Origin of the sequence: Cobetia marina (assembly GCF_001720485.1) — a bacterium.
GTDB classification, from domain to species: domain Bacteria; phylum Pseudomonadota; class Gammaproteobacteria; order Pseudomonadales; family Halomonadaceae; genus Cobetia; species Cobetia marina.
Genome location: NZ_CP017114.1, coordinates 2,503,426 through 2,520,110 on the forward strand (window position 1 = coordinate 2,503,426; position 16,685 = coordinate 2,520,110).

The 16,685-nt window shown below is 62.4% G+C and carries 14 protein-coding genes; 5 read left to right on the forward strand and 9 right to left on the reverse strand.

What is annotated here, in order from left to right:
* Position 1 precedes the first annotated feature (1 nt).
* Together BFX80_RS10575 and BFX80_RS10580 are read left to right on the forward strand one after the other, a co-directional pair.
* Positions 2-697 carry an aminomethyltransferase family protein gene (locus BFX80_RS10575; RefSeq protein WP_205632698.1) on the forward strand — a complete coding sequence of 232 codons (696 nt, stop codon included), beginning with the start codon at positions 2-4 and terminating at the stop codon, positions 695-697.
* Positions 698-838: 141 nt separating this feature from the next.
* Positions 839-1,681, forward strand: coding sequence for an IclR family transcriptional regulator (locus BFX80_RS10580; protein ID WP_084208839.1), 843 nt, complete (start codon positions 839-841; stop codon positions 1,679-1,681).
* Positions 1,682-1,899: 218 nt separating this feature from the next.
* Here the strand turns inward: BFX80_RS10580 and amt are convergent, their stop codons facing one another.
* From amt to glnT, 8 genes are all read right to left on the reverse strand, one after another.
* Positions 1,900-3,192, reverse strand: a complete 1,293-nt coding sequence (gene amt / locus BFX80_RS10585; RefSeq protein WP_394327517.1) for an ammonium transporter — start codon at positions 3,190-3,192, stop codon at positions 1,900-1,902.
* A gap of 158 nt (positions 3,193-3,350) precedes the next feature.
* A complete protein-coding gene (locus tag BFX80_RS10590; RefSeq protein ID WP_084208841.1) occupies positions 3,351-4,412 on the reverse strand; it encodes a heme-dependent oxidative N-demethylase family protein in 1,062 nt (353 codons plus the stop codon).
* A gap of 39 nt (positions 4,413-4,451) precedes the next feature.
* Entirely contained in the window at positions 4,452-5,396 is a 945-nt protein-coding gene (locus BFX80_RS10595; RefSeq protein WP_084208842.1) for a PDR/VanB family oxidoreductase, read from the reverse strand.
* Positions 5,381-6,067: a dimethylamine monooxygenase subunit DmmA family protein gene (locus BFX80_RS10600; RefSeq protein ID WP_084208843.1), complete on the reverse strand. Its 687-nt coding sequence runs from the start codon at positions 6,065-6,067 to the stop codon at positions 5,381-5,383. Before BFX80_RS10600 ends, BFX80_RS10595 begins: the two co-directional genes overlap by 16 nt.
* Positions 6,068-6,753: 686 nt before the next feature.
* Positions 6,754-8,094, reverse strand: coding sequence for an FMN-binding glutamate synthase family protein (locus BFX80_RS10605; protein WP_084208844.1), 1,341 nt, complete (start codon positions 8,092-8,094; stop codon positions 6,754-6,756).
* Positions 8,095-8,108: 14 nt separating this feature from the next.
* Positions 8,109-8,795: a GltB/FmdC/FwdC-like GXGXG domain-containing protein gene (locus BFX80_RS10610; RefSeq protein WP_240499541.1), complete on the reverse strand. Its 687-nt coding sequence runs from the start codon at positions 8,793-8,795 to the stop codon at positions 8,109-8,111.
* A complete protein-coding gene (locus BFX80_RS10615; protein ID WP_084208845.1) occupies positions 8,795-9,712 on the reverse strand; it encodes a class II glutamine amidotransferase in 918 nt (305 codons plus the stop codon). The genes BFX80_RS10610 and BFX80_RS10615 overlap by 1 nt, the downstream gene beginning before the upstream one ends.
* Before the next feature lie 117 nt (positions 9,713-9,829).
* Entirely contained in the window at positions 9,830-11,164 is a 1,335-nt protein-coding gene (gene glnT, locus BFX80_RS10620) for a type III glutamate--ammonia ligase (protein WP_084208846.1), read from the reverse strand.
* A gap of 686 nt (positions 11,165-11,850) precedes the next feature.
* Here glnT and BFX80_RS10630 point away from each other — a divergent pair.
* Both BFX80_RS10630 and BFX80_RS10635 read left to right on the forward strand, forming a co-directional pair.
* Positions 11,851-12,996, forward strand: a complete 1,146-nt coding sequence (locus BFX80_RS10630) for an aminomethyltransferase family protein (RefSeq protein WP_084208848.1) — start codon at positions 11,851-11,853, stop codon at positions 12,994-12,996.
* Positions 12,997-13,310: 314 nt separating this feature from the next.
* Complete coding sequence (locus BFX80_RS10635; RefSeq protein ID WP_084208849.1) at positions 13,311-14,036, forward strand: helix-turn-helix domain-containing protein; 726 nt, start codon at positions 13,311-13,313, stop codon at positions 14,034-14,036.
* Between the two features lie 75 nt (positions 14,037-14,111).
* Here BFX80_RS10635 and BFX80_RS10640 read toward each other — a convergent pair whose 3' ends face one another.
* Entirely contained in the window at positions 14,112-15,098 is a 987-nt protein-coding gene (locus BFX80_RS10640; protein ID WP_084208850.1) for a LysR family transcriptional regulator, read from the reverse strand.
* Positions 15,099-15,248: 150 nt separating this feature from the next.
* On the opposite strand from BFX80_RS10640, the gene BFX80_RS10645 reads away from it, so the two are divergent.
* Positions 15,249-16,598, forward strand: coding sequence for an aspartate aminotransferase family protein (locus BFX80_RS10645; protein WP_084208851.1), 1,350 nt, complete (start codon positions 15,249-15,251; stop codon positions 16,596-16,598).
* The last annotated feature ends 87 nt before the right edge of the window (positions 16,599-16,685 follow it).

Below are 16,685 nucleotides of genomic sequence, written 5' to 3' on the forward strand. Positions count from 1 at the left end.
AATGACGACATCAATGACGGACCACCTGGATGGCGCCACGGCGTTGGCGCGCTGTGCATTGCCGGCAAGCCTCACTGGCGCGTCGACAACCGACGCATCAAGTGACATGGCGACGGCCATCAGCCACTGCGCGCTCGCCGACATGAGCGCCTTGGGACGCGCAGGTCTTCGCGGCCGCGAGGCCGCCGACTGGCTGGGCGCGCTGGGCTTCACGGTGCCGGATACGCCCAATACGGCAAGGCTCCAGACGGATGGCAGCTGGCTGGTCAGGCTGTCAGTGGGTGAGTTTCTGCAACTGACGCCGACCATCACCCCCGATGCGGGCGTGGCCGAGCTGCCGCTCATCGCGCAGGCGGATGACGCACTGGCCCAGGGCAGGCGCGTGCATTCCCTGCCACGGCGGGATTCCCACGCCTGGTTCAGCCTGAGTGGCACCAGCGTACCGACGCTGATGGCCAAGCTGTGCGGGGTGGACCTGCGCAGTGAGGCCTTCCCGCCCGGGAGCGTCGCGCAGACGTCAGTGGCACGCACCAACGCGATCATCGTCAACGTGGGAAGCCATCAGTGCCCCTGCTTCCACCTGCTGTTCGACATCGCCTCCAGCCACTATCAGTGGGGCGTCATGCTCGATGCCATGCGCGAATACTCGGGGCAGACCGTGACAGCCGCTGCCCTACTGGCCCATCATCACGGCTAGCGATTGCGACGCAACCTTGGCATCCGCTCGCGCATGCCTCTCACGTTGTCACCCGCTCCCCGTCGTCGTCTGAGTTCCAGGCAGCGACGGGGAGACTGCGTTTCACCTACGGCTCGCCATACGCAGCAAAAGGAACCAGGTATGCCCGATTCCCACGCCTCGCTCCCTTCCGGGCAGGATGTCGTGACCGATGACCCATCGCTCTCGACCGCGCCTGCTCGCGAGAATGATTACACCGTGCCGGCACTGTTTCGCGGGCTGAGAATCCTCGAGATGTTCAGCAGCAGGCGCAAGGTGCTGACCACCAATGACTTCGCCGAGGAACTGGGCACCACCAATTCGGCCATCTATCGTATCGTCATCACCCTCACCGACATGGGCTATCTCAAGAAGATCGCTCGCAACACCTATGAACTGGGGCCACAGGTCATCTCGCTGGGCTTCAGCTATCTGGCCAGTCGTGACCTGGTCGAGGTAGTGGCACCCCACCTGGACACCCTGCGCGACCAGACCACCATGTCGTGCCACCTGAGCGTTCGTGAGGGCACGGATGCCATCTATCTCTACCGCGCCTTCGCCGCACAGCGCATGTCGGTCAACATCCCCATCGGTTCCCGTCTGCCGTGTCATGTCAGCGCCATGGGGCGCATCCTGCTCACGGTGCTGGGCGAGGATGAACTGCAGCAGCTCTACCGCCAGATCCGCCTGGATGACTACCCACCGCCGGCGCCCCAGAACCTGCCGGCATTGAAGGATGCCATCGAGGAGGCTCGCCGCCAGGGATGGGTGGAAAGTCGTTCCGACTACGCCACCGCCATCGCCACGGGACTGTACGACCACACCGGCCATCTGGTGGGCGCCATCAATATCTCGGGCCCCGATGCGATGATGGCCGACGAGCGCCGGCGTCTGCTGTTGCGCGGCGCGCTGATGGACTGCGCCCGCCATATCAATCATGAGCTGGGTGGCCTGCACCGCCGCTGACAGGCAGTTTCCGTCTGGTCGCTGCTTGTTCATCCCGGGACTTTCATCATCTCTCTTGTTTCCCGCTTGTTTCCCCCCTCCTTTCCCTGTCCCTTGCCCACCCTTTCCCCTTCCGCTCCCCCTGGAACACGAGAAGGCCCGCCAATTGGCGGGCCTTCTCGTATCACACGCTGACAGGACTCACCTCACTCGGGGAATCCAGCACTTGGGGGGCAGACTCAACGCGCCGCCCCCTTGAGCACCGCAGCCGGAACTGCAGCGCTCGCCTTGCCGGCATGCCCGGACGCAGTGCTTTCTCCCTGTGACGGGGAGGACATGTTCACGAATTCCGGGTAGGCCCCCATGCCACATTCGTGCATGTCCATGCCTTCCAGTTCCTCTTCCTCGCTGACACGCAGGCCACCACAGACCTTCTTGATCACCAGCAGCGCCACCAAGCTTGCGCCGAACATCCAGGCGAAGATGATCAGCGTGCCCAGGATCTGGGTACCGAACGCGGCGTCCGGATTGGAGAACAGCACTGCCATGATGCCCCACAGGCCGGCGGAGCCGTGTACGGAGATGGCACCGACCGGGTCATCGATCTTGAGACGGTCCAGTCCCACCACCGACAGCACCACGATGATGCCGCCTACCGCACCGACCAGCACCGCAAGGCCGGCAGACGGCAGCAACGGCTCGGCGGTGATCGAGACCAGACCGGCCAGCGCGCCATTCATCACCATCGTCATGTCAGTCTTGCCGAACATGGCGCGTGACAGCAGTGCCGCGGCCACCATGCCCGCAGAGGCCGCGGCATTGGTGTTGACGAAGATACGCGCCACGCTGTTGGCATCATCGAGACTGGCGATCTTGAGCATCGAGCCGCCATTGAAGCCGAACCAGCCCATCCACAGGATGAACATGCCCAGCATGGCGATCGGCAGATTGGCACCCGGAATGGCACGTACCTTGCCGTCCACGCCGTAGCGCCCCTTACGCGGACCGACCAGCAGCACCGCCGCCAATGCCGCCGCCGCGCCCGCCATGTGCACGACCACCGAGCCTGCGAAGTCCTGATAGCCCATCGCATCCAGGAAACCGCCGCCCCACTTCCAGTAGCCTTCCACCGGATAGATGACCGCGACCATCACCACCGCGAAGATCAGAAACGGCCACAGGCGCATGCGTTCCGCCACGGCCCCCGAGACGATGGACATGGTCGCGGCGGCAAACACCGCCTGGAAGATGAAGTCCGCCATGCTGGAGTAATAGGCCGCCCCTTCGCCAGCACTGATGTCGCTGAGGGTATTGTCAGCGCCGAGCATGAACGACAGCCCCGGAATCACGCTGCTGATGGCGTTGTCACCGGGATACATCACGTTGTAGCCCACCACCAGGAACACCAGACAGGCGATGCCATAGAGCAGCGCATTCTTGGTCAGGATCTCGACGGTATTCTTGGAGCGCACCAGCCCGGATTCCAGCATCGCGAAGCCGCAGGCCATGAACATGACCAGCGCGGTACACATCAGGAAGTAGAACGTATCCAGCGCGTAGCTGAGTTGCAGCACATCGATATTCACCAGCGTTTCCCCTTTGTTGTTATTCGCAAGCGCTTTCGTCAGCGGCTTGCGATCCATTCCCTATCACGCCCTCGGCGCCGAGAGCGGTTTGCCGAGAGCGTGGTCTAAACCGCTGCCTGCGCCGTCGCCTCGGCATTGGCCTTGGCCGCAACGCTTGCCTCGCGGGCTTCCAGCCACTCGAGCACGCTGGGCAGATAGCGCGTCAGCCCCTTGTAGTCGATCAGCTCCGCCGGCAGGGTCTTGAGCACCTTCAGCAGACGCGTCTGCCAGACCGGGTTGGTACACAGGTCCTCGAGGCTGATCAGATAGGTGCGGATACCGAAGAACAGCGCATGACTGCGCGGCATGCGCACCAGCGTCTGCAGCTCGACGCGCAGATGCACATCACGACCGGCGTTTTCGGCGGTGATGGTGGTGCGATCACTGCCCCACTCGGCATAGGTCTCCGGGGAGCTGTCCATGCGCGGATGGATGGTCATGGTCCAGTTGAGGCGTCGCACCGGCCCGCCGACCTGGATGGCGCACAGGTATTTGAGCGCGCGATCGAACACGCCCATCTCATGCGCCAGCGGCACCGGACCATGCCACTGCTTGAAGCTCATGCCGGCATCGAAGGCCAGTGACCAGTCCGCCGGACAGGTGATCATGCCGGCGTCCATGAAGAGGTCACCGTCGCGCTGGTCGAGCAGCGCGATATCGCCCTGCATCTGCCGGCCGATATAGTCCAGTGGCGGCAGTGGCAGGCTGGCGTCATCGCCCATGCGGAAGCTCTGTTCCAGCTCCAGCAGATGGTTGCGCCACACGCAGTCATCGCCGTCGCGCTCGAAACTGAAGGCCTCGGGATAGTCCCGGGCGTAGTGCGTCATCACGAATTCCAGGAAGTCCCAGGCTGCCGGCTGCATGTGTGGCATCACCAGGCAGCGTCTGGGGTCCTTGGCCAGCACCCGCTCACGCTCGGCGATCTCGCTCAGATAATGCTCATCGATATCCAGCATGTGCTCGGTGATGGAACCCGGCTTGCCCGGCAAGACATGTGGCTCGATATTGACCGAGTAACGGTACTCATCTTCCGGGAACGGGAAGGGAAAACGCTGGATGGCGTAGTCGGAATTCTTGAAGGTGAACTGACCATGGAACGCCTGGTCATCTCGCGGGGAAAATTGCATGTTCCTGCTCCTTGGGGGTCCATCTCGCGAAAGACGGTTTCAGAGATCCAGCACCAGCCGCTGGCTGCGTGCCCGGGAAACGCAGGGCATCACGCAGCGCTGACTGGCCCGCTCCTGTTCATCGAGGAAGGCGTCACGGTGTTCCGCCTCCCCCTCCAGCATCTCGACCCGACACTGTCCGCAGACCCCGCCGCGACACAGGCTCGTCACCTCGACACCGCTGCGCTCCAGCGCTTCCAGCAGGGATTCCTGGGCACCGACCGCCACTTCCACGCCGCTGCCACGCGCCACGGCCATGAAGGGAGTCCCCGGCTCCGGGGCGGCAAAGACCTCGTGATGGATGCGCGCGAGACTCCAGTGCAACTCGCGCGCCGCGTCCTTCACGGCATCGATCATGGCCTGCGGGCCGCAGAGGTAGACGTGCGTGCCGGCGGGCTGACGCGCCAGCAGGGCCTTGAGATTCGGACGCTCGAGACGGTGCTGGGTGATGTTGCCACTCGCCAGATAGGGCGCGGCCTCCGGGAAGCGGGCGACGTCGAGGTCCTGGCTGCGCAGGTGCAGCTCCCAGCTGGCGCCACGCCTCTCCAGTTCCGGCAGGTAGGAGAGAAACGGCGTGATGCCGATGCCGCCTGCCAGCATCAGGTGATGGCGCGCCTGCCAGTGCGGCAGAAAGAGGTTGGCCGGCGGGCTGAGCTCCAGCTCGTCGCCGACCTTGACGCGGGAATGGATGGCTTCGGAGCCGCCACGCGAGACCGGCTGACGACGCACCGCGATGCAGTACTGCGAGGGATCATCCGGCGGGCTGATCAATGAGTAGGCGTTGCGACACACCCGCCCTTCTCCTGGAATGCCCAGCACCACATGACTGCCCGGCGAGAACGGCGTGAAGGGGGAAGCCTCATCGGCAGGCACCAGAGTGAGACGGCGCACGCTGCTGCTGAGCTGATCGACCGCGGCGACCCGCGCCTTCATGAAGCGAGACATGGTGCCACCTCCTCCTGTGGGGGGATCTCTCCCGGGGCTTCCGCATCGATTCGCACGCCCATGTAGGCACCGAGGCGCTTGGAAAAATGATCACGCACTTCCAGCATCAAGCCGCAGCCATCGCAGGCCGCCGGCGAGTGGATGACATGCTCACTGACCTGCTGACAGTGCACGCAGAACACATGCCGCCCCAGGGCAGCGACCGGCAGCATCACCATGTCATCCAGCAACAGCCCCTGCAGCTGAGCCAGATTGGCGACCTGCCACACGAAATGCTCACTGCCGATGATGACCAGACACCCCGCCGCGCCTACCTCGCCGATGGCACCCGCCAGCGCATCGCAGGCCAGGGGGCGATCATCGACGTCGTACCAGCGATGCAGGCGGGCGCTGTCGGCGGGCCCCGTGGGCAACGCCTCTGTTGCCGGAGCGGATTGCACGGCGCCTCCCACCTCGCGGCTACCGAGCTGCCCCAGCAGCGTACTGATCAGCTGACAATGCATCTGCAGTTGCTGACGGGCGTTGCCCGCCGCCTCTCCAGTGCCTGGCAGGCTCTCGGGAGACTGGCATGCCACCAGATAGCGTTGGGCATCGGGCAGCGCCTCGATGCGTGGATAGTGTTGCCGACTTCGAATCCCGGCAGTGACAGAGGATGATTGCGGGCTTTTCATGACACGACCCTGCTCTGAGAAATTGTCCTTGTTGTAATGCCGCCGTCTTGACGATGACGCGCATCCGACTACCACTCCATTTCTTGAGCATATTTCGTGCCATTGACGGCAAAATCATTCCCCAATATACCCGGCAAAATCGTCTGAAAACCCCACTTCACATATGAACAATCAATAGAGGAACTCACGCACCAAAACAGAGCGCAAAACTCGTGAATAACGGCTTTTATTCACCATTATTGCCCTGATCCAATCTCACCTCATAAGCCAATCGCTACGCCTGACATATTTCTCATTCAATATCTTCAAGATGCTGAAAGAATGGAAAAACTTTATCCTGGGAGAATCATGACCTCACGATCCACACGACACTACATGCTCTCCACCACCAGCATTATTATGCATTTTCGCTTGCATGATATTGGCCTTTTTCCTTGATTGCACTCACCACAAAAGAAAGCGCCTCACCGAAGGGTGAGGCGCTTTGATAACTCAATATCGTCAGGTCATATTTTTCTACATCAACCGGAGCAGAGTTCTTGTCATTGCGACATTTTGCCTGGACAACATTGCGGCGAGCTTGCTGACAAAAGGCTTCGCAGCTTTGCCATGACAATCATGCGCAATGGCAGCCATGCACGATCGCTCTCATGCGCAATGGCACACGCACGATAGAGATCGTGCCATCAGTATCCGCCCTGCCCCGGCACCCAGTTGGTGCCCGCCAGAGGCACCCGGGCCATGGCCGCGGCTTCCACGTTCAGGGCGACCAGATCTTCCGGTTCCAGGTGGTGCAGGTGCGATTTGCCACAGGCACGTGCCAGGGTCTGGGCTTCCAGCGTCAGCACGCGCAGGTAGTTGGCCAGACGCTTGCCGGCTGCGATCGGGTCCAGTCGCTGGCTCAGCTCCGGGTCCTGGGTGGAGATACCGGCCGGACACTTGCCATCCTGGAAGTCGTCATAGAAACCGGCGGCGGACCCCAGCTTCTGATACTCATCGGCATAGCGCGGATGGTTGTCGCCCAGCGCAATCAAGGCGGCAGTACCGATGGCCACGGCATCGGCACCCAGCGCGATCGCCTTGGCCACATCGGCGCCATTGCGAATCCCACCGGAGACGATCAGCTGCACCTCACGGTGCAGGCCCATCTCCTGCAGTGCCTGAGTGGCCTGGGGGATGGCGGCCATGGTCGGGATACCGACGTGTTCGATGAAGACATCCTGGGTGGCGGCGGTGCCGCCCTGCATGCCATCCAGCACGATGACATCCGCGCCCGCCTTCACCGCCAGCTTGACGTCATAGTAGGTGCGGGTCGCGCCGATCTTGACGTAGATCGGCACCTGCCAGTCGGTGATCTCACGCAGTTCGGCAATCTTGATCGCCAGGTCATCCGGGCCGGTCCAGTCCGGGTGGCGACAGGCGCTGCGCTGGTCAATGCCCTGCGGCAGCGTACGCATGCCCGCGACCCGCTCGGAAATCTTCTGGCCCAGCAGCATGCCGCCACCGCCGGGCTTGGCGCCCTGGCCGAGCACGACTTCAATTGCGTCGGCCTTGCGCAGGTCGTCCGGGTTCATGCCATAACGTGACGGCAGATACTGATAGACGAGGCGCGAGGACTGGCCGCGCTCCTCCGGGGTCATGCCGCCATCGCCGGTAGTGGTGGAGGTGCCGATTTCCGAGGCACCACGCCCCAGCGCTTCCTTGGCCTGGGCGGACAGGGCACCGAAGCTCATGCCGGCGATGGTCACCGGCGTGCTGATCACGACCGGCTTCTTGGCATGGCGCGTGCCGAGCACGACTTCGGTCTCGCACTTCTCGCGATAGCCTTCCAGCGGATAGCGCGACATGCTGGCGCCGAGGAACAGCAGGTCATCGAAATGCGGCACCTTGCGCTTGGCGCCCCAGCCACGGATATCGTAGATTCCCGTCTCCGCCGCGCGCTGGATCTCATGGATGACATCGCGGCCGAAGGTGGCGGATTCCCGCAGTGCCGGGTTGTAAGGCTGTGTTTGAGTTTCGTCAGTCATGTTGGGCATCCTGATCAGTAGGCTGAGGCGTTGTCGACCTTGAAGTGATAGAGCTGACGCGCAGATCCATAACGCGTGAAGCTGGCCGGGTCTTCATCGATTCCGGCACTCGCCAGCAACTCCGCCAGTTCTTCCAGGTGCTCGGCACGCATGTCCTTGGCGATGCAGTCCGCGCCCAGCGATGCGACCGTGCCCTTCACGTAGAGTCGCGCTTCATAGAGCGAATCGCCGAGTCCTTCGCCGGCGTCGCCGCAGACCACCATGCGCCCCGCCTGGCCCATGAAGGCACTCATGGCCCCGATGTTGCCCTTGACGACGATATCCACGCCCTTCATCGAGATGCCGCAGCGCGCCGAGGCGTTGCCTTCGATGATCAGCAGGCCGCCGTGGGCGGTCGCGCCCGCGGACTGGGAAGCATCGCCCTTGACCCGCACGCAGCCGGACATCATGTTTTCCGCCACCCCGACCCCGGTGTTGCCGTGGATGGTGACGCTGGCCTTCTGATTCATGCCCGCACAGTAGTAGCCCGCGTGGCCATCGATATCGACACTGATAGCGTCATTGATGCCGCAGGCGATGTTGTGGGCGCCGTCGGAATTGACCACTCGCCACTCACGCGCGTCCTTCAGGGTGTCGGCATCGTGCAAGGCCTGGTTCAATTCGCGCAGCCCATCAACGGCCAGATCGTGAGTCTTCATCATTACGCGGCCTCCGAACGGGCGGTGTCTTTTTCCCACAGATACAGGCGGCCGGGTTCCGGCTCCCACACGCGGGCATCCTTGATGCCCGGCAGACTGGCCAGGGCGCGGTATTCCGAGGCCATGGCCACGTAATCATCGGTCTCGGCGATCACGGCAGGCTTGCAGGCGATCGGGTCACGCACCACGGCGAAGCCATCACGGGTGCCAATGGTGAAGGTGAAGAAGCCATCAAGGTCCTTCAGGGCGCCGGTGATCGCGGCTTCCAGGCTGTCGCCCTGCTCCAGACGCCAGGTCAGGTAGCCAGCGGCGACTTCGGAATCGTTGTCGGTCTCGAAGCTGATGCCCTCACGCTTGAGCTTGGTGCGCAGCCAGTTGTGGTTGGACAGCGAGCCATTGTGGACCAGGCACAGATCACGCCCGGTGGAGAACGGGTGGCTGCCCTGCAGGGTCACGGCGCTTTCGGTCGCCATGCGGGTATGGCCGATGATGTGGCTGCCCTGCATGCCCTTGAGGCCATAGAGGCTGGCGATATGGGCCGGCAGGCCCACTGCCTTGAGGATTTCGATGCTCTGCCCCACGCTCAATACGCGAATCTGCGGGGCACTGTCGGCAAGCCAGCTACGCACGGCGCTCTCTTCCCCGGCGATCTTGAATACCGCGACACTGGCATTGCTGAACCAGTCCGCCACCGTGCCGACCTGCTCGCCCAGGCCCTTGGCGATCGCCTCCCAATCCTCATCGACACCATCGCTTTGCAGCGTCAGCTTGATGCCAGCGTCAAATTCGTCGCCATAGATGGCGAAGCCAGCGCTGTCCGGGCCGCGATCGGTCATCGCGATCAACATCGGCTCGAACAGCTCCCCCAGGCGCGATTCCAGCGCCGGGTTCTTGAGATAAAGCCCTACGATTCCACACATGGTGATGTCCTCTCACGGGCAGGAGGCGTCTCCTGCCTGGTGTCTTGAGCGTGGTGGTGACAGTGGCGACCCTCGTCTGACATGATCCGCGAGGTCCGCGAGCGCCGCCGGATGAGATCAGAAGAATTCGGCGTAGCGCTGGACTTCCCAAGCACTGACGTGCGCGTTGTAATCCCGCCATTCCTCGCGCTTGAGGCGCATGAACTCGGCGCAGATCCCCTCGCCCAGGCTCTCGCGCAGAATGCTGTCCGCCTCGAGCGCATCGATGGCCAGGGCCAGATTCTGCGGCAGCGTCTCGATGCCCTTCTCGGCGCATTCGCTCGGGGTCAGCGAGTAGAGATTGATGTTGTGGGGCGTGCCCGGGTCCAGCTTGCGCGCCACGCCATCCAGCCCCGCCGCGATGATGGCGGCGTGCACGAGATAGGGGTTGCAGCCGGCGTCCGGCAGGCGGAACTCGAGGCGACCGTAGGGCACGCGCACCATGGCCGAGCGGTTGTTGTCCCCGTAGGCGACGAAGACCGGCGCCCAGGTCGCGCCGCTGGTGCTGCCACCCCCGACCAGACGCTTGTAGGAATTGACGGTCGGCGCGGCAAAGGCACACAGCGCCGGGGCATGCGCCAGCAGACCGCCGAGGAAGTGATACGCCAGCGGCGACAGGCCCATGCCCTGGGAATCGGAGTCATCGCCAAACAGATTGCGGCCGGTGTCATCACACACGGACAGGTGGAAGTGCATGCCGTTGCCCGGGCGGTCCGCCAGCGGCTTGGGCATGAAGGAGCACACCATGCCCAGGTCATTGGCGATCTCGCCGGCAGCCATGCGCACGAAGGTGAAGCGGTCTGCCGAGGTCAGCGCATCGCTGTAGGTGTAGTTGATCTCGAACTGGCCATTGGCGTCCTCGTGATCGATCTGATAGACGTCGAAGTCCACCGCCTGCAGCGATTCGACCAGACGCTCGAGGAATTCACGCGAACGTGACAGGCCCTTGTAGTCGTAGCAGGGCTTGGCGAGGGTATCGCTCTCATCCACCGGCAACAGCTCACCCGCTTCCCCCCGGCGGAACAGTGAGAATTCCGGCTCCAGCCCGCTATTGAGTGTCCAGCCCTTCTCCTTCATGCGCTCCAGCTGCTTGAGCAGTACCACACGGCTGTCGTTGGCGAACGGTTGCCCATTGACGTAGCCATCACAGGCCATGCGCGCATAGCCCGGCTGCCACGGCACCAGGCACAGCGAGTCCAGATCGCCACGCGCCATGAAGTCCGGCCCCTCCGGCGACATGCCGAGACCACTGACGGCGAAGCCGGCAAAGCCGGCGCCCTTCTCGACCACATCCATCAGGCAATTGGCCGGCACGGACTTGGTCTTGGCAGCGCCATGAATATCCACGAACTGCGCCAGCAAGTAGCGAATATCGTGATCCTTGATGAACTGTTGCGCCTTTTCGGGTGACATCTGGGTTTCCTCTGAGAGCGGACCGGGTTCCATCTCCCTCGACACTGTCTGCCACCCCGGGAAACCTGACCCCTTGTGGTGACACGCCACGCCAAGATAGCGGATGAAACGAGTTTTTGTGATTCCTGCTGGTCAACTTTATTTCCCTCAAAGAAAAGCATGCAGCATGCCATTTCGCCAGCTGCCGCCCAGAACTTTTCATCAACCTCATGTTTTGCATGGGAATTTATTTTCCGAGCTCGTTTTACCCCACATAAAACGCCAGGTGATCCTGAGTGAAATCCTGCCCGTTTCTCGAAATAGGCATCATTTCGGTGCCCAAAGCCCCCTCTTCGCACCAGCATGACGCAAAGCGCTGATATTCACGCCCGAATTCGTGCTGCCAATCAGCGCCTGACCCGCTCAAGGATTGCCGTGTCCATGGCCTTTGACGGAATTGGCAAGCCCCTTGCTTAACCATGAGGAATGTTTCTTTCCTTTCAAGAATCGACACTCATGCGATCAGGCAAGGCAAGCAGCAGGCACAAGTCCTTGTGAAGCGCCTGAAGAGGCGCCTGAAGAGGCAACAGAACAACAACACCTCCTGCGGCGAATGCGCGTCTTGCGCGCCATCTCCGCCAGCACCAGCAGGACTACGGCACCACCCACTTACGCTAGGCAGCACGACTCACAGGAGAAAGGGACGCATGGCGAATTCATGGCGCATCTCGGCATTGGCCGAACAACACCGCAAGCTGGGCGCGGAGCTGGAAGACTGGAATGGCATGGGCACTGCCTGGAATTACGCCGTCTCGGACACGGCCGATGACCACGAGACCATCCGCACCCGCGCCGGTCTGATGGATGTCTCGGGGCTCAAGAAGATCCACTGCAACGGCCCGCACGCTCAGGCCGTGCTGGATTACGTCACCACGCGGGACATGTCCAAGCTGTATCCGGGCAAATCGGTGTACGCCAGCGTCTTGAATGAGGCCGGCAAGTTCGTCGACGACTGCATCGTCTATTGCCTGGCGCCGAACTCCTATCTCGTGGTGCACGGCACGGGCACCGCGAATGAAATGCTGGCCAAGAGTGCCCTGGGGCGTGCCGTCAGCCTGACCTTCGATGACGACATGCATGACATGTCACTGCAGGGGCCGGTCGCGGTGGATTTCCTTGAGCGTCACGTGCCGGGCATCCGTGAGCTGCGTTACTTCCACCATCTGCAGACCCAGCTGTTCGGCTACCACGTGATGATCTCGCGCACCGGCTACACCGGCGAGCGGGGCTACGAGATCTTCTGCAAGGCCAAGGACGCTCCCTCTCTGTGGGAACAGATTCTCGAAGATGGCGCCGACATGGGCATCAAGCCGTGCAGCTTCGGCACCCTTGACTGGCTGCGGGTCGAGAGCCACCTGCTGTTCTACCCGGCGGACAATTCCGAAACCTACCCGTATCCCGACCAGCCGGTGGGCGACACCCTGTGGGAGCTGGGCCTGGACTTCACCGTCTCACCGGGCAAGACCGAATTCCGTGGCGCCAGCGAACACTTCGCGCTGCAGGGCAAGGAGCGCGTCAAGGTCTATGGCGTGCTGTTGGACTCGAAAGACGTCGCCCAGATCGGTGACAAGATCTACGCCGACGGCAAGTGCGTCGGTGTCATCACCCAGGGCATGTACTCGCGCCTGAGCGATCGCTCCATGGCGCTGGCACGTCTCGAACCCGGCTATGCCGAGCATGGCACCCCGCTGACCCTCAAGACCGGCACTGACGGCGAGACCAGCCTCTCGGCCATCAGTCATTCCCTGCCCTTCGATGACCCGGAAAAGGCCAAGCGACTGGCGCGCGGCTGATCGCGCGCCACAACCTCGAGGCAATAGCCAAAGCCCCGAGGCAACAGCGCGAATCGCGCGATGCTGGATAGCGTGAAACCTGAGAGGCCTCCTCGGCATGGCGTCGAGGAGGCCTCTTGCATCACTGCCATGGAGTCAGGCTGAGGCATGCTTGCCGCGAGGACTGGCCACCAACGTGGATGAGGGGTGGCGGTAAACTTGATAATCTCACCCGATATCCGCACGCGGGTGACGCGCAATGACTCCCACAAGGACGCGTTTCTTGTCCCGCCTGCTCATCCCTATCGCATCCCCCTCCGCCACAGGAGTTATCCATGCCGCGAGAATCCTCCCATTCCTCCGACACACCTCAACCGACAGCGCCGGACACGAAAGCGACTGAGACGAAAACCGCGTCGCTGACCGCAGAACCTGCCGCGCAGTCCGAGGTGAAAGAGACCATCACCGCGGCAGCCGACGAGACGCGCCTGGGACTTGAGCAGCACATTGCGCGCGCGCTCAAGCAGCAGCGAGTCTCGCAGGGCTACAAGATTTCCGATGTCTCGCGTATCGCCGGTGTCAGTCAGGGCATGATCAGCAAGGTGGAGAACGCCCAGGTGTCCACCAGCCTCGATACCCTCAACAAGCTGTGCAATGCCTTGAGTCTGCCGATCTCGAAGCTGTTCAGCGATTACGATGTCAATGGGCGTGGTGCCCAGCACATCAAGGCCGGGCAAGGCATGCAGGTGGTACGCACCGGCACGGAAGTCGGCCATGCCTATCAACTGTTGAGCTACAAGCAGGGCCCCAAGAAGCGCTACGAACCCTTCCTGATCACCATGGATGATGCCAGCGAAGTCTTCCCCAACTTCTGCCATGCCGGACATGAATTCATCTACCTGCTGTCAGGACATCTCACCTATCGCCACGGTGACAAGTTCTATGAGATGGGCCCCGGCGACAGCCTGGCCTTCGATGCCGGCGTTCCGCATGGCCCCGAGAAGTTGAACGAGGTCCCGATTCAGCTGCTGTCGATCATTCACTACGACGACAACGAATAGGTCATCCGCTTCACCGCGCCTGATGACCCCGACAGTCTCCCCGCCCCTGGATGGCCCACTTCCCCTGGTGCTGGTTCATGACCGGCCCTCCTGGGTAGATGGCGCTTTCCGTGTCGGTGTCACCTGGCGCAGGGCGTCCAGCTCGGTCAGATAACGCTCCAGCACCAGGTTGGGCGCGCGGCTCTTGCGCGTGATGGCGCTGTAATAGGTGACATAGGAGTTGGCCACCGGGCTGAGCGCCTGCATCTGGCCATCGCGCACCCAGCGCTCGGCATAGTGGGTGGGCAGATAGCCGAGATAACGCCCGGAGAGCACCAGAAAGGCGATGCCCTCGCGGTCGGTCGCCGAGGCGGATGCCCTGAGTGGCTCATGCAGCGCCTTGATCGTGGGCGTCTGCGCGTAGGCAGGCAGCACGGCATCATGCTGGCGTATTTCCTCCTGCCCCACCGGACGACCGCGCGCGCGAGTGTCGCCTTCCCGGGGCTCGCGAAACAGCACATGACCCCGCGCGCAGTAAAGGCAGGAGGTTTCCTCGTAGAGCGAGCGATACTCGAGTCCCGGCAGCGTCTTGAGCGTCGGGATCACGCCGGTATGCAATCGCCCATCCAGTACGGCGCGCTCGATCTCATTGGGCGGGATCATGCGGATGTTGATCTTCACTTCCGGGCCGTGCTTCTTGAGCGCGCTCAGGGCGTGAGTGATGTGCATCTCCGGCATGGTGACCAGGTTGTCGGTGATGCCGATGTTCAGCTCGCCCTTGAGCCAGGCGTGCAGTCCGTTGATGCGCGTGCGAAAGCCTTCCGCCGCTGCCAGCATCTGCATCGCGGCTTCATGGACGTCTCTTCCCTCATTGGTGAGCGCGAAACCACTGCGACCCCGCTGGCAGAGCTTGAGGCCAAGCCGCGTCTCCAGGTCACTCATCGCCATGCTGATGGCGGAGCGACTGATGTTGAGCTCGATCTCGGCCGCCGAGAAGCCGCCGCATTCCACCACCTTGCGAAAGATGCGCAGCAAGCGCAGATCGGCATCGCCAAGCTGTCCTCTCATGCCGTCCTTGCGCATGGTCTGCCCTCCTGAGTTCCACGACATGGAAAGTTAAGTAAATGCTTTCCTGAAGATAAAGACAACGGCATTTATCTTATCAAAAGGGCTTTCTAATCTAGCCAGACAGGAGCCGAGATCCAACAACAACAGCACTCTTCGGGAGACATCATGACCGCCTTCGACACATCCCCTTCCGCCCAGGCAGGATTGAGCAAGGAACAACTTGACGCCTACTGGATGCCCTACACGGCCAATCGGCAGTTCAAGCAGGACCCACGCATCATCACCAAGGCGCAGGGTGCCTACTTCACGGATTCCCGGGGACGCCAGATATTCGATGGCCTGTCGGGTCTCTGGACCTGCGGTGCCGGCCATTGCCGCCCGGAGATCGCCGAAGCGGTCAGCGCACAGCTGCGCGAGCTGGATTACGCGCCATCCTTCCAGTACGGCCACCCCAAGGCCTTCGAGCTGGCACATCGCATCACGGGACTGATGCCCGAGGGGCTGGATCACGTCTTCTTCACCGGCTCAGGTTCCGAAAGCGCCGATACCTCACTGAAGATCGCGCGCGCCTACTGGCGCAAGAAAGGCAAGCCGACCAAGACCAAGCTGATCGGTCGCAGCAAGGGCTATCACGGCGTCAACTTCGGGGGCTTCAGCGTCGGCGGCATCGGCGCCAACCGCACGCTCTATGGCCAGGGGGTCGATGCCGACCATCTACCGCATACCCTGCTCAAGGAAAATGTCTTCACCCCCGGCATGCCCCAGACCGGTTCCGAGCGCGCCGATGAGCTGCTGGAGCTGATCGCGCTGCATGATGCCTCCAACATCGCGGCCGTCATCGTCGAGCCGATGGCAGGCTCCGCCGGCGTGCTGCCGCCGCCTGTGGGCTATCTCAAGCGACTGCGCGAGCTGTGTGACCAGCACGATATCCTGTTGATCTTCGATGAGGTCATCACCGGCTTCGGGCGCATGGGCGCCATGAGCGGCGCCGAGGAATTCGGTGTCACACCGGACATCCTCAATGTCGCCAAGCAGCTTACCAATGGCGCAGTGCCGATGGGTGCAGTGGTCGTCAAGGGCGATATCTACCAGACCTTCATGGACAACGGCGGCGCCGATTACATGATGGAGATTCCCCACGGCTACACCTACTCCGGTCACCCGGTGGCGTGTGCCGCGGCACTGGCGGCCCTCGACGTGCTCGAGAATGACCAGCTCATCCCCCGTGTCCGTGAACTGAGCCCGGTCTTCGAGAAGAAGCTGCACGAGCTCAAGGGCACTCGCTACATCAGTGACATCCGCAACTACGGCCTGGCCGGTGCTCTGCAGGTCGAGGCCTATCCCGGCGAGCCGGCGCGGCGTCCCTACGAGATCGCCATGCATTGCTGGAAGGCCGGCTTCTATGTGCGTTACGGCGGCGACACCATCCAGCTGGGCCTGCCGTTCATCACCGAGCACGATGAACTGGACCGTCTGATCAATGCCCTGGGCGATGCCTTCGCCGCACAGGACTGATGATCGACGCTTAAGACTGACAATCACGTTCAGGGCTGACAATCACGTTCGGACTGGCGATCGACGCCAGCCCCATCACTGCCCTTT